At 68.7% G+C, this 13495-nt stretch carries 12 protein-coding genes; 9 read left to right on the forward strand and 3 right to left on the reverse strand.

Features of this window, described 5'->3' with window-relative positions; all coding sequences use genetic code 11:
* Positions 1-137: 137 nt before the first annotated feature.
* Complete coding sequence (locus DJ69_RS03585; RefSeq protein WP_099254338.1) at positions 138-698, reverse strand: DUF7344 domain-containing protein; 561 nt, start codon at positions 696-698, stop codon at positions 138-140.
* Between the two features lie 485 nt (positions 699-1183).
* On the opposite strand from DJ69_RS03585, the gene DJ69_RS03590 reads away from it, so the two are divergent.
* The 8 genes from DJ69_RS03590 (at position 1184) to DJ69_RS03625 (ending at position 11184) form a co-directional block, all read left to right on the forward strand.
* Positions 1184-2653 carry a vWA domain-containing protein gene (locus DJ69_RS03590; RefSeq protein WP_099254339.1) on the forward strand — a complete coding sequence of 490 codons (1470 nt, stop codon included), beginning with the start codon at positions 1184-1186 and terminating at the stop codon, positions 2651-2653.
* A 132-nt stretch (positions 2654-2785) separates the two neighbouring features.
* Positions 2786-4117 carry a choice-of-anchor W domain-containing protein gene (locus tag DJ69_RS03595; protein WP_099254340.1) on the forward strand — a complete coding sequence of 444 codons (1332 nt, stop codon included), beginning with the start codon at positions 2786-2788 and terminating at the stop codon, positions 4115-4117.
* 96 nt (positions 4118-4213) lie between these two features.
* Positions 4214-5923, forward strand: a complete 1710-nt coding sequence (locus DJ69_RS03600) for a SipW-dependent-type signal peptide-containing protein (RefSeq protein ID WP_099254341.1) — start codon at positions 4214-4216, stop codon at positions 5921-5923.
* Positions 5924-6121: 198 nt separating this feature from the next.
* On the forward strand, positions 6122-6913 hold the full coding sequence (locus DJ69_RS03605) for a hypothetical protein (protein ID WP_099254342.1): 792 nt from the start codon (positions 6122-6124) through the stop codon (positions 6911-6913).
* Positions 6910-8385, forward strand: coding sequence for a DUF7467 domain-containing protein (locus DJ69_RS03610; protein WP_099254343.1), 1476 nt, complete (start codon positions 6910-6912; stop codon positions 8383-8385). The genes DJ69_RS03605 and DJ69_RS03610 overlap by 4 nt, the downstream gene beginning before the upstream one ends.
* Positions 8385-9458 carry a signal peptidase I gene (locus DJ69_RS03615; protein ID WP_099254344.1) on the forward strand — a complete coding sequence of 358 codons (1074 nt, stop codon included), beginning with the start codon at positions 8385-8387 and terminating at the stop codon, positions 9456-9458. Before DJ69_RS03610 ends, DJ69_RS03615 begins: the two co-directional genes overlap by 1 nt.
* On the forward strand, positions 9458-10180 hold the full coding sequence (locus DJ69_RS03620) for a hypothetical protein (RefSeq protein WP_099254345.1): 723 nt from the start codon (positions 9458-9460) through the stop codon (positions 10178-10180). Before DJ69_RS03615 ends, DJ69_RS03620 begins: the two co-directional genes overlap by 1 nt.
* Before the next feature lie 206 nt (positions 10181-10386).
* On the forward strand, positions 10387-11184 hold the full coding sequence (locus DJ69_RS03625) for a ZIP family metal transporter (RefSeq protein WP_099254346.1): 798 nt from the start codon (positions 10387-10389) through the stop codon (positions 11182-11184).
* 38 nt (positions 11185-11222) lie between these two features.
* Here DJ69_RS03625 and thiD read toward each other — a convergent pair whose 3' ends face one another.
* Entirely contained in the window at positions 11223-12077 is an 855-nt protein-coding gene (gene thiD / locus DJ69_RS03630; RefSeq protein WP_099254347.1) for a bifunctional hydroxymethylpyrimidine kinase/phosphomethylpyrimidine kinase, read from the reverse strand.
* A gap of 85 nt (positions 12078-12162) precedes the next feature.
* On the opposite strand from thiD, the gene DJ69_RS03635 reads away from it, so the two are divergent.
* The gene (locus tag DJ69_RS03635) at positions 12163-12828 is read left to right on the forward strand and encodes a DsbA family oxidoreductase (protein WP_099254348.1); all 666 of its coding nucleotides are present in this window, start codon (positions 12163-12165) and stop codon (positions 12826-12828) included.
* A 5-nt stretch (positions 12829-12833) separates the two neighbouring features.
* Here the strand turns inward: DJ69_RS03635 and DJ69_RS03640 are convergent.
* Positions 12834-13495, reverse strand: a 662-nt coding sequence (locus DJ69_RS03640; RefSeq protein WP_144050375.1) for a phosphatase PAP2 family protein, incomplete at its 5' end; no start/stop codon positions are given.

A 13495-nucleotide genomic window follows, 5' to 3' on the forward strand; every position in this document is an offset into this window, starting at 1 on the left:
CTCGCAGGTGTCGGTCGGCGTCACGACCGCGGGTTTTTGCCATCCGTTTCACTCCTCAGGCGGGGTCTTGCCTCGAGCTTGTATCCGCGGTCGCGAAAACAGCGGGTCCGCCGTATCCCGGGTTCGCCGCAGCCGCCTCAGCCTCGTCGTCGACCGGGGGCGCCGCCTCGTCCGACTCGGAGCTGCCGGAACACCGAGAACCGATTGATCCACAGCTGATAGGCGCTCGCGACGGCGAACAGCGCGAGCGCGAGACTCGTCAGCAGGACCGGGTCGACCGCGGAGACGAGGGGGACGCCGAGCAGCGCCGCGAGCAGGACCGTCAGCGACGCGACGCCCAGCGCGCGGTACAGCTCCGACCACGTGACGCCGACGCTTGCGACCACCTCGGTGTACAGCGCCACGTCCCGCGCGTGGCGCGACATCTCGATCGTCTGGGTCCCCCGGTCGTACTCGATCACGCCGAGCTCCTCCAGCTTCGGCAGGTGCGTCTGTACGAGCGACGTGTACACGCTCTCGCGACAGCGCTTCGGCGGCGGGCTCTCGCCGGTCTCCTGCCCCGCCACCAGCGCCGACAGCTCGTGGACCGTCACGACGCCGCCGATGCCGCCGAGCTGCTCGAGGGCGCGCCGACGGCGTTCGTTCGCGAGGATGGCGTACACCTGTTCCGCCGGGAGCACGTCTGTTCTGAGTTTCATGGGTGTGAGCTCGGTGATCCCGCACGGCACGGCGATCGGTCGTTGGCGCTACATCTTCCCTTGAGGGGATATGTATGCGCCCGTTACTCCGACGGTGGGCCCGACGGTGGACCCGGTTTGGGTGTTCCCCGATGGAGGCGCGTGTCGACAAACCGGTCGACTGCGCCCCGATCCACGTCGCCGCTCCGGTTTCGGCCGCGATTCGTGCCACAGCCGACACGGCACGGCATCCGTACCGACTTCTCGGCTCGAAGTACGGCCGTGTTACCGCCGTTTTTGCCTCGAGTAGGGGCTCCGGACCGCCGATCGAACGTAGCGTTTGACCGCGAGAACCGGTCGCTCGATCGAATCCAACGCCCCGTTTGACGGATCGAACTCTTCGTGGGGCGGTGACATGGGAGCGCGTAACTAGGAGGGTATCCCTCGGAGGGAGAAGTAACCGATTCGGTCTGACCACCGCGGACGGGGGCGAGTCGGCGAGAACCATGAACCCGGACACAAACGACACCATCGGACTCTCGCGGCGCAAGCTGCTCGCCGGCCTCGGGGCCGTCGGCGTTGCGTCCGCGGGCGCGGGACTCGGCACCACGGCGTACTTCAACGACACGGAGGCGTTCGAGGGCAACACGCTCACCGCGGGCGAGCTGGACCTGAAGCTGGACTACAAGTCGACGTACCTCGGTGGCCCCGGCCGCCTCGACGATGTCGTCGACATGGGCTACCCGGACGCGGCGGACCTCGGCGACGGGCGGTACCTGCTCGACCAGACGCCCGCGCCCGGAGAGGGACAGAGCTGGGAGGACTACGTGACCGGCGAGATCGACTTCTGTTCGGATGAGATGGACGAGTTCCTCGTCAACGGCGACGGGATCCCGGTGTTCACGCTCGACGACGTGAAGCCCGGCGACTCCGGCGAGGTGACGATCAGCCTCCACATCTGTGACAACCCCGCGTACGTGTACCTCGCGGGCGATATCACGGAGAACCTGGAGAACGGCCAGTCCGAGCCCGAGATGGCGGACGAAGGCGAGGACACCGACGGCATCGGCGAGCTCGCCAACGCCATCGAGGTCTGCGTCTGGTACGACGAGGACTGCGACAACGTGTACGAGCCCACGGGCACGGGCGAACAGAACGAACTGGAGGTCGCCCTCGTCAGCGATGTCTCGGGTTCGATGAGCCAGGAGATCGGCGACCTGCAGTCCGCCGCGAAGGACTTCGTCGACAACCTCTCCAGCCCCGACGAGGCAGCGGCTATCTCGTTCTCCGACGGAGCGACCCTCGACCAGGAGCTCACGACGAACTACCAGTCCGTCAAGGACGCCATCGACCTGTACACCGCGGGCGGCGGGACGGACATGGAGGATGGAATCTCTACTGGATCCACCGAACTCCTGTCCGGTACGAACGCGACGCCCGGCGCGTCGAAGGTGATGATCGTTCTCACTGACGGCCAGCCGAGTGACCCGAACGCGGCAGCGGGTGAGGCGACGACGGCGAAGAACGCGGGCATCCGCATCTTCACTATCGCGCTTGGCTCGGGTGCCGCGACGTCCTACCTCGAGAACAGCATCGCGTCCAATCCCGGTGACGCGTTTATCGCGCCCGACCCGGCCGACCTCGACACCGTCTACGCCGAGATCGCGCAGATCGTCCTCGCGGGCGAACAGGAGATCGCCTGCGGCACGATGACCGATGTCTTCGCTGAACTCGCCGAGGGCGTCGCCCTCGACGGCAACCGCCAGGAGGAAGGCCGACAGCCGTACCCCGGTGCCACCACGCAGTGCATCGGCTTCGAGTGGACGCTCCCGGCCGAGGTCGGCAACGAGATCCAGACCGACTCCGTGAGCTTCGACCTCGCTGTCTACGCCGAGCAGTCGCGGCACAACGACGACCCGCAGGTGGCGTTCAACGGAACTGAGGCGAACAGCACCAGCGTCGGCAACTCGAGCTAGACACGAGACTTCGGGCGGGGAGACCCCGCTCGCCCCCGGGCGACGTGCCCGGCTCCCGGTTCGGCACCTTCGGGTGGCCGACGCGGCGGTTCGCGACCGCCTCCGGGCGTTCCCCACTGGGGACAACACATCATGAACGACGACAAAATCGGACTATCGCGGCGCAAGATGCTGGTCGGACTCGGAGCGGTCGGTGTGGCCTCCGCGGGCGCGGGCCTCGGCACCACGGCGTACTTCAACGACACCGAATCCTTCGAGGGTAACACGCTGACGGCGGGCTCGCTCGACCTGTTCGTCGACTACGAGGCCTCGTACGACAGCGACGGGACGGTCGTGAATCAGGCCGAGACGGCGGCCGGCAAGCAGGACGGCACCCCGGCGGGGATGTTCTACGACCTCGACGACGTGAAGCCCGGCGACTCGGGCCACGTCGAGTTCTGCTTCCGGATCGTGGACAACCCCTCGTACATGTGGGCGTGCGGTGACCTCTCGCAGGCGGAGAACGGGATGTCCGAACCCGAGATGTCGGTCGACGACACCCCCGACCTCGGCGAGCTCGGCGACGCCATCAACGCGCGGCTCGTCTTCTGCGAGCGCGACGAAGCGGGCGACTTCGTTGAGGGCGAAGAGCTCGTCTCCGGCTCGCTCGTCGACGTCATCGCGGCGATCACCGGCGGCGTTCCCCTTGACGGGATGGGAATGGCCGGCATGACCCCCGGCGACCAGGCGGAGTACTCCGAGGTCGTCGAGCCCGAGGAGGGCGAGTCGTACATCACCGGCCCGTGCGTCTGCCTGTTCTGGGAGATCCCGACGGGGGTCGGCAACGAGATCCAGACGGATTCGCTGACGATGAACTTCGAGTTCCACGCGGTCCAGTCGCGCCACAACGACGGCACGGCGAACCCGTGCGTCCCGAGCATCACGACCCGGACCGGCGAGGGCTTCGCCAAGCAGGAGGAGTTCGCCACCCAGCAGGAGACCTCCTTCGCCCGCGGGCGCTTCGGGAACAACGGCTCCTCGGGCTCGTGGGAAGTCGCGGTCGGCCCCGACGTCGGGAGCGCTGACACGGAGAACTACGTCTGGAGCTCCGGAACCACCGTCCCGTTCAGCTACACCTACAACGGCAGTGGGAACGCCTCGTTCACCCTCGACGGCGTGAACGTCGGAAGCGCGATCCCCGCCCCGAGCGGTAAACTCGCGATCACGACGAAGGCCGACGAGGCGACCGTCTCCGTCGCGAACCTCTCACTGGACCTGAACGGCGCCCCGACCGCCCTCAGCGGTCCCGACGCGATCTCGGCGACCAACGACGGCGCCGACCGCGACATCACCTACCTCGTGTTCGACACCGACGCCGCGGACGTCGCGAACGCGTTCACCATCAGTGGCGACGTGACTGTCTCGCTTCAGGGCGACTACTCCGGCAGCGAGGAGGGCGTCGCCTTCGACATCAGCGTCGAGTAATCGCTCTCGGCGCTCGCGCGCCGACCGTAACCACTCCCACACCGGCGTGCGACGGTTCGACTCCGTCGGTGGGACTCCCTTCGGGGAATCACAATCATGGCAGATAAAGACAACATCGGCACATTCGACCTCTCGCGACGCAAACTCCTCGCCGGCCTCGGGGCGGTCGGCGTCGCCTCCGCCGGGGCGGGCCTCGGCACGACGGCGTACTTCAACGACACCGAGTCGTTCGACGGCAACACCCTCACAGCCGGCCAGCTCGACCTGCTCGTCGACTGGCAGCAGACGTACGACTTCGGCGAGGGCGACCAGTTCGTCAGCGCGCATCCCGACCACGACGGCGACGGCGAGCAGTCGGTCGAGATCGACGGCGAGGTGTTCCGCTACAGCGACTTCCCGGACGAGGAGGACGAGGACAGCAACGGGGCGAACCTCCCGGTGCTGGACTGCGAGAACATCCCGCCGCTAGAGGAGGCGGACTTCGGGACGGACCCCGTCACGGGCGAGGAGATGGGATCTCTCGTCCAGCTCACCGACGTGAAGCCCGGCGACTCCGGCGAGATCACCTTCTCGCTCCACCTCTGTGACAACCCCGGCTACATCTGGATGCAGGCGGGCAACGTCAGCGACGACGGTGGGACGTTCACCGAGCCCGAGTCGCTCCTTCAGGACGCAGGAGTCGGCGACCTCGGCGACGCCATTCAGGCGAAGCTCTGGTACGACGAGGACTGCGACAACGTGTACGACCCCGCGGAGCCGGTCGACATCATGCTCACGCTCGACTTCTCGGGGTCGATGCTGTACGACCAGTACGGCGGCGTGGTCAGCGACGACGACATCGCGGTCAGCGGGAGCACCTACGCCGAGACGACGAAGATAGACCTCGTCGAGCTCGGCACGCGGCAGTTCGTCGACTACCTCCAGTCGCAGGCGTCGGACGTCCAGGTCGGCGTCACGTACTTCGACGGCGAGGGCAGCGACGACACCGTGCCGCGGACGGGCGTCATTCAGTCTCTGACGAGCGACCTCTCGCTCGTCGACGCCGCGCTGTCGGGCCTCCGGCAGAAGCTCGCGGACGTGGTGACCGGCAGCCAGCCCTCGTCGCCGGGAGACGGCGACGGCGACCCGAACCCGTTCGCGAACGCGAGCGGCATCGCAACGGGCACGTACATCGGTGAGGGCATCGACGATGCGCAGGCCGATCTCGACGCGAACGGCCGCCCCAGCGCGGCGAAGCGGAACATCGTCCTCTCGGACGGCGAGTCGTTCAACGGGACCGGCAGTACCACCTTCTCGTCGCCGACTGGCGCCGCGACCGACGCGCGGGCGGCGTCACCGAACCCCGCGACTGACGTGTACACGATCAACGTCGACGGCAGCGCGAGCACGCTCCAGGCGATGGCCGGCCCCGCCGGCGGGGCGGGCGGTGATCCGACGTTCTTCAACGACGTCGACGACCCGCTCAACATCCCGACCGTATTCGGCAACCTCGCGGCACAGACGGTCCAAGAGAAGGTGATCATGGACGACTCGCTCGGTAACATCCTCGCGGCGCTCGCCGACGGGAACGGCGTCCCGCTCGACGGCAACCGCGCGACGCCGTACGACGAACTCGGCGACGACCCCGACCACCCGACCCGTGATCCGTTCGAGGGCAACGGTGTGATGCACTGCGTCGCGCTCTCGTGGGAGCTCCCGTTCGACGTGGGCAACGAGGTTCAAGGCGACACGCTTGCCTTCGATCTCGGGTTCTACACCGAGCAGTCGCGGCACAACGACGGCACCGGTCCGGATCTGCCGGCCTGATACGCCGGTCTGCGTCGGTCCGGCGAACGGCCGACCGTAGCAGGTCGGGTATCGGATCGGACGACAGCGACGGGGTATGGTATCCGTACTCTCGGGTACGACCGTCGTTCCAGCCGGGTAGGGCGCGCATACATACGGGCCAGGTGAGAGTAGGAAGGGTATCGACGACACGGCCGTCCGGAGCCGCAACGACACACAATGACTCAAAAGGAATCGAAACTCACCCGACGAAAGGCGCTCGCGGGCATCGGAGCCGTCGGCTTCGCGGCCCTCGGTGCCGCCTCCGGACGGTCGACGGGCACGGACAGCTGGACCGGGTACTCGCAGTACACGTACGCCCAGACGGACACTCCCTGGGACCTCCTCGTCGGCTGGCGGCGCACGGAGAACGGAACGATCGTCGGTTCGAGCCCGTCGGACGCCGAAGACGAGGTGCGGAGCGACGGGATCCGGCTCGTCGACGTCGGCAACGCGCTCCCGGGTGACACCGGGACCGCGAGCGTCGGGCTCCGGCTCGACGACCCCGCGGACACCGCACCGGACGGCGTTCGGGTGTGGTTGCAGATCGTCCCCAGCTTCGACACAAACGACCCGGCGAGCGCCGCGCTCGCCGACCGCATCTCGCTCGATGTCCGGTACGACACCGGAATTCTCGGGATCGGTGGCTGTGGCGGGGCCGAGAGCGGCTTCGCCGGCTACGGCGAGCCGATCGCGTCCGGCACGCTCGCGTCGCTCGACGGCTCCGCGCTGGCGACCGGGATCGAACTCAACCCCGGACGCTTCGACAACGGCTGTCTCTCGACCGACGGCCAGCACTGTCTGATCGTCGCGTGGGAGTTCGACGACGAAGGCGGCAACGCCGGCCAAGGCGGTGCCGTCGACTTCGACGTGAAGTTCCTCGCAGACGACTGCGCCGCCGAGGGCAATCCCTTCGAGATGGGCGGCGACACGGGCGACGGGCCATCCGACGGCACGGAGGAGCCGCTATGACTTCCGAGGGAGACGACGCCGGGCGCCCGAGCGGACTGAGCCGTCGCCGACTGCTCGCCGGGATCGGCGGCGTCGGTGCCATCGGCATGGCGAGCGGGATCGGAACGGGCGCGTATCTCACGGACCGAGAGACGTTCCCGGACAACGTCTTCGGCGCCGGCGAGGTCGGGCTGACGGTCGACGGAGAGCCCACCGACGGGACCGTCTCCCTCGGCCCGTTCGCGGTTAATCGGCGCCGCTCCGACGACAGACCGACCCCCGAGCGGTTCGATATCGAGGCGTCGGCGAACCCCGTGCGGGTGTGGCTCGCGACTCGCTGTCCGAGCGGCGACCCCCTCGAGGCGGTCCTCGAAGTGGACATCGTCGTCGACGGCGACTCCGTGACGGACGGCTACCGCCCCCTTGACGAGGCCAAACGCCTGCTCGCGACTGGCCTCCGGATCGACGCCGGCTGTCTCGCTCCCGACGACGGCCCGATCGTCGTCAAGGTGTACCCGTACCTCCCGGCCGACGCGCCCGACGCTGTCGCCGGCGAGGCGACCGACCTGACCGTTCGGCTGTACGCCGAGCAGTGCCGCCACGTTTCCGAGGCCGACGCCGCGGGGTCGAACCCCTTCGTCGGGGGATGCGGGGAGCCGGACGACGACTGCCCCGCGTGCGTCGAGTTCGGGAAGGTGAACGGCACCGACGCCGCACTCGCGGTCGGAGATGTCCTTCCGGTGGTCGACCTCCCCCCGAGGACGAGCGCACACGAGATCGAGATCACCGCGGTCGAGACCAAGGACGGCGACGAGGCGATCGGCGCCGCGTTCGTCCTCCGCGCCGCCGACGGTACCCGCGGGCCGGACCTCTGCACCGTCGAAGTCAAGGGAGGGCCAGACGCCAACCCCTACGATATCGACCCGGCCGCCCCCGAGACCGGTGACATCCTGCTTGCACCCCCGAACTCCAGCGGCACCCCCTCTGAGATCAGCCACATCCTCCTCTCCGTCTGTTCCGGCGACGGTGACGACGACGACGGCGATGGCGACGACGGCAGTTCGAGCGAGTGCGCCGTCTGTGACGACGGGAACGTCTCGCTCGCGTCGCTCGACATCCGCTACCGCGGTGACGACGACGCGTCGATCACCGTCGTCTCGGCGAAGGGGAACACCGGCGGCACCCTCTTCGACGGCACGGTCGCCCCCGACGGGGAGTTCACGCTGTTCGGCAGCGACGTGATTCGGGGAGGGAACGGGAACAACGGCAACGGAAACGGGAACGGGAACGGGAACAACGGCAACGCCGGCACTTCCGACAAGCTCGGTCCAGAGATCGATATTACGGTTGACGGCGGGAGCCCGACGTCGCTTCACGTGAGCTGCTCGGAGCCGCTCGCGGTCGGAATGCGATTCGGCGACGGTGACCTGTTCGAAGTCACCGACGCGACGACGACGGACGGCCAGCCGATTTGCGGGACGGAGGAGAACTGATGATCCAACTGCTCACATCACCACGGACGAAACGCGCGGCGAACGTACTCGGGGTCGTCCTGCTGATCGCGCTCGTCGTCCCGTTCGCGGTGTACGCGGTCCCGGAAGTCGTCGGCGCCGACGTGAGCTTCGTCGTGCTCACGGCGAGCATGACGCCCGCCATCGCGCCGGGCGACGTGGTTATCGTCGACGAGCGCGACCCGACGTCGATCGTCGAAGGCGACGTGATCACGTTCGCTCGCGGCACGAGCGACGTGCCGGTGACGCACCGCGTGATCGGCGTCGTCGACGAGGGCGGCGCGCTCGCGTTCGAGACGATGGGCGACGCAAACGAGGGACCGGATCCCGGCCTCGTCCCCGCGGTGAGCCTCGTCGGCGCGGTGATGTTGACGATCCCGTACATCGGATACGTGATCCAGTTCGCGGGCACGCGAGTCGGGTTCGTGACGCTGGTGTTGCTTCCGTTCGGGCTGCTCGCCGTCACGGAGGTCTGGTCGATCGTCCGCGGCCGCGATGACGCGGCGGCGCCGGTCTCGTCGGCCGAGGAGTCCATCGCGGAGCCGACCACGGAGCCGGACGAAGAGCCGACTACGGAGCCAGACGCGGAGCCGACCGAGTCCGGGCTGCCGGCGGACGCGTCCACCGCAGGCGGGTCCGGCGGCGTCTCCGTCGACGCCGTCGGCGGGGCGGTGGGAGTGCTCGTCGTGTTCGCCCCGTACGCCGTCTACGTCGCGTTCCAACTTCGCACCGCCGCCGCGATCGCGGTCGCGGTGGGGGCGTCGACGCTCCTGCTCGGTGCGCTCGCGGCGTGGCTCCCGGCCAGCGGCGTCCTCGATCGCGGCGAATCGCCCTCGGAGCCGGCCGCAGACGACGGCGCGTCCGACCCGAATCACGGAGGCGCCGCCCCGTCGCCCCCCACAACCGGTGCCGATTGGGAGGCTCCCGACGTGACAGAGCGCGTCGATGACGGCGACGCCGACCCCACCGCAGCGGCTGACGGGTCGGGGACGCCTCCGCCGACCGCGCCGACCGCAGTGCCAGCGCAATCCGACGGCGCCGGGGAGGGGAACTGATGGCCGCGAACCGCGGTCTCGTCAGCGTCCTCGCCCTCGTCGTGTTGGTCTGGGGAGTCGCGTTCGGCGGCGGGGTCACCGTCGCCGTTCTCACGTCAAATGTTAACGTGACGACGACCTTCGAGGCGGTCGACGATCTCGCCGAGATCGATGACTCGTCCGGTGGCGATGTCGCCGACGTGACCGCTCCGGGCGGGAACGAGACGGACGTTGCGAAGGAGACGGCCCCCGTGGAGGGGATCGAGAACGTCACCGGACTGGAGAACGTCTCTGGCTCGGAGAACGTTTCTGGACCGGAGAACGTCTCCGAGTCGGGCGATCCGCCGCTGGTAGAGGAGGCACCACCGGAAGCGGAGGCACCACCGGAAGCGGAGGCACCACCGGAAGCGGAGGCACCACTGGAAGCAGAGACGCCACCGGAAGACGAGACGCCGCCGGAAGCCGAGAAGGGACCGAGCGCCGACGCTCCGGCACCGAAAGACGAGACGCCGTCGCCGGAAGCGGAGACCCAGCCCGAAGCTGAGACGCCATCGGAAAACGAGGCACCGCCGGAAGCGGCGAACCCCACGGACCCGGACGATCCGGAACCGACGGAGTCGGCACCCGCGGGGAACGCGACCGCCAACATCTCCCCGTCGATCGGCGTCGACGCCCTCGGATCGACGAGTATCGGCGCCGATCGGTCGGTCGGTCTTCCACCGCTGTCCCCGAGTGAGGTGTGACGGTGCACCCCCCGATTCGACCACGGGGCCCCGCGGAGAGCCGGTGTCCGTGGCTGCGTTCTCGTCAGCCTCCGATCGGAACGAAGCTGGCGGTACTGCTGCTGTTGGCCCTGCTGGTCCTGCTGTCTCTCATTTTCGGTTTTCTCCGCGGTCTTGCGTAGTCGATTCACGATTATTAAGTGCCAGCCGATCGAACTACCGAACGTATGGTCGCGCTCGACGCGTTGGGGTTCGTCTTCGTCGCGGGACTCGTCACGGCGCTGGCGACGGGCGTCGGCGCGCTCCCGTTCTTCTTTTTCGACTCGATCAGCGACCGCGGCAACGTGGCGCTGTGGGGGTTCGCCTCCGGAATCATGCTCGCGGCCTCGTTGTTCGGGCTCGTCGACGAGGGGCTCGCCGAGGGGACGCCCGCGGAGATCGGGATCGGCATGTTCGCCGGGATCGCTCTCGTCATCCTCGCCCACGACGTGCTGGTGGACGCCGAGATCGATCCGAGGGAGTACGAGGAGGCTGACTTCAAGAAGCTCGTGTTGATCCTCGGGGTGCTGACGGTTCACAGCTTCCCGGAGGGGATCGCGGTCGGCGTCTCCTTCGCGGATCTCGGACTGGAGGGCGGAACCCAGCTGCTCGGCTTCACGGTGCCGCTCTTAGCGGTGTTCATGACCCTCGCGATCTCGATCCACAACGTCCCCGAGGGGACCGCCATCTCCATCCCGCTGCGGGCGATGGGGGTCTCGAAGTGGAAGATGGTGTGGTGGGCGGTGTTCTCCAGTCTCCCCCAGCCGATCGGCGCGGTCGTGGCGTTCGCGTTCGTCCGCTACGCCCGCGAGTTCCTCCCGTACGGCTTCGGCTTCGCGGCGGGCGCGATGATCTACCTCGTCCTCTCCGAGTTCATCCCCGAAGCGCTCGACACCGGCCGCGACCTGCCCGGCGGCGGGAAAGCGGTGCTCGCCGGCGGGATCGCGCTCGGCGTCCTGCTGATGGTACCGCTCACCGTCATCTGAGTACGCCGCTCACCGTCCCCTGATCGCGCGGGAGACCGCTACGACCCCCCGTCGAACGCGGTCGGGTTCACCGCGCCGGGGCCCGTCCCAACGTCGTAGCCGCGCCGGATCGCGGCGCCCATCCGGTCGACCGCGTCGGCGACCGCCGTCGTGAGGGGCTCGCCGCGTGCCAGCCGCGCGGCGATCGCGCTCGACAGCGCGCACCCGGAGCCGTGGGTTGCGTCGGTCGCGACGCGGGGGTTCTCGAAGCGGCGCGCGGTCGTCGAATCGGGGTCGACCGTTCCGTCCCCGCCTCCGTCGGGCCCGATCACGAGCGTGTCGGTCACGCGCGCCCCGTCGCCGATGTGACCGCCCTTCACCAGCGCGGCGTCGGCGCCCGTCGCGACCAGTTCCCTCCCCGCGCGTTCGGCGTCGGTCGGGGTCTCCACCGGGGCGTCGACCAGCACCTCGGCCTCGTCGGCGTTCGGCGTGACGAGCGTCGCCGCCCCGATCAGTTCCTCGTAGGCGGCTTCCGCGTCCGGCGACAGCAGGCGGTCGCCGCTCGCCGCGACCATCACCGGGTCCACCACGAGCGGGGCCTCGCCCCCCTCGACCACGCCGGTCACCGTCTCGACCGTCTCGGCCGTGGCCAGCATCCCGGTCTTGACCGCACCCACGTCGAAGTCGTCGAAGACGGCGTCACACTGGCTCGCGACGTGCGCCGACGGCACCGCGTGCACGTCCCGGACGCCGCGGGTGTTCTGTGCGGTCGTCGCCGTCACGACCGACGCGCCGAAAACGCCGTGTGCGGTCATCGCCTTCAGGTCGGCCTGTATCCCCGCGCCGCCGCCGGCGTCGCTGCCGGCGATCGCGAGCGCGACGGGCGGCGAAACGGGATCACGTGCGGGCGTCATGCTCAGGTGGTACCACCTAGTTATGAAAAACTGTGGCGATCGCCGCCGCCGAACGGCCTTTGCCTCTCGCGGTCGAAACGGCGGTATGTCGAACACCGACGCCGCGGACGGCGCGGAGGAGCCGGCTCCGGACGAGACGGAGTCGATCACCGTCTACTCCGACTACGTCTGTCCGTTCTGCTACCTCGGCCGGCAGTCGCTCGCGCGGTATCAGGAGACGCGGGCGGAGCCGCTCGCGATCGACTGGCACCCGTTCGACCTCCGGGCGGGCCAGCGCGGTCCGGACGGCGAGATCGACGACACCGCCGACAACGGGAAAGACGAGGAGTACTACGAGCAGGCGCGCGAGAACGTCCGCCGCCTACAGGACGAGTACGACGCCGAGATGGCCCAGGAGCTCCGGACCGACGTTGACTCGCTCCCGGCACAGGTCGTCTCCGTGCACGTGCGGGAGACCGCGCCCGACTCGTGGCTCGCCTTCGACGAGGCGATATTCGCGGCGCTCTGGCAGGACGGCCGCGACATCGGGGACCGCGCGGTGCTCGCCGACATCGCAGCGGACGTGGAGGGGCTCGACCCCGCCGTCGTCGACGAGGCGCTCGCGGACGACGACCTCCGCGACCGCGTTACGGACCTGTTCACCGCGGCGCGGGAGCGCGGGGTCACCGGCGTCCCGACGTTCGCGTACGACGGCCACGCCGCGCGCGGCGCGGTGCCGCCGGAGCAGCTCGAACGGCTCGTCGAGGGGTAGTCGTTTCAGCGACGCCGCCTCCCCTCTCTGCCTACTCCGCTCTCGTCTCGGCGCTCCTCGCCGTCCACGATCTGATACGATAGGTACACCGCGCCGAGCGCCAGCGCCGTCCCGCCGATCACGTCGGTGAGCCAGTGGATCCCGAGATACATCGTCGCGATCACCACGGAGGTCGCCAGCCACGCGGCGATCGGCGTCCACAGCGGATACTCCCGGCGGGTCAGGACCGCGAACGCTCCGACGGTCACCGACAGCGACGTGTGCAGCGAGGGGAAGACGTTCGTGGGTTCGTTCACCTCGCTCGTCAGCGCCATGAACTCCGGGTTGTGTGTGAACAGCAGCGAGGTCACCATGTCGGGCATGACGTTTCGCGGGCCGTACGCGAACACGACCGTGTACAACACGAGCCCGATCCCGTAGTTGAGCGCGTACGCGACGATGAGCCGCTTCACCGTCGTCGTCCGCGGCAGGGCCAGGTACGCGAGGAACGGGAACGCGACCAGGAACACGTACCCGTACACGTACACCGACGAGAAGTACATCGTCAGCTGCGGGGAGCCGAACGTCGCCTGTATCCACGCGACGAAGTTCCCCTCCAGACGGTCTCCGAGCTGGTCGGGCTCCAACTGACGTGGGCCATCTACGCGCTGGAGGGGAACTTCGTCGC

Origin of the sequence: Halorubrum persicum (genome assembly GCF_002727125.1) — an archaeon.
Lineage (GTDB): Archaea > Halobacteriota > Halobacteria > Halobacteriales > Haloferacaceae > Halorubrum > Halorubrum persicum.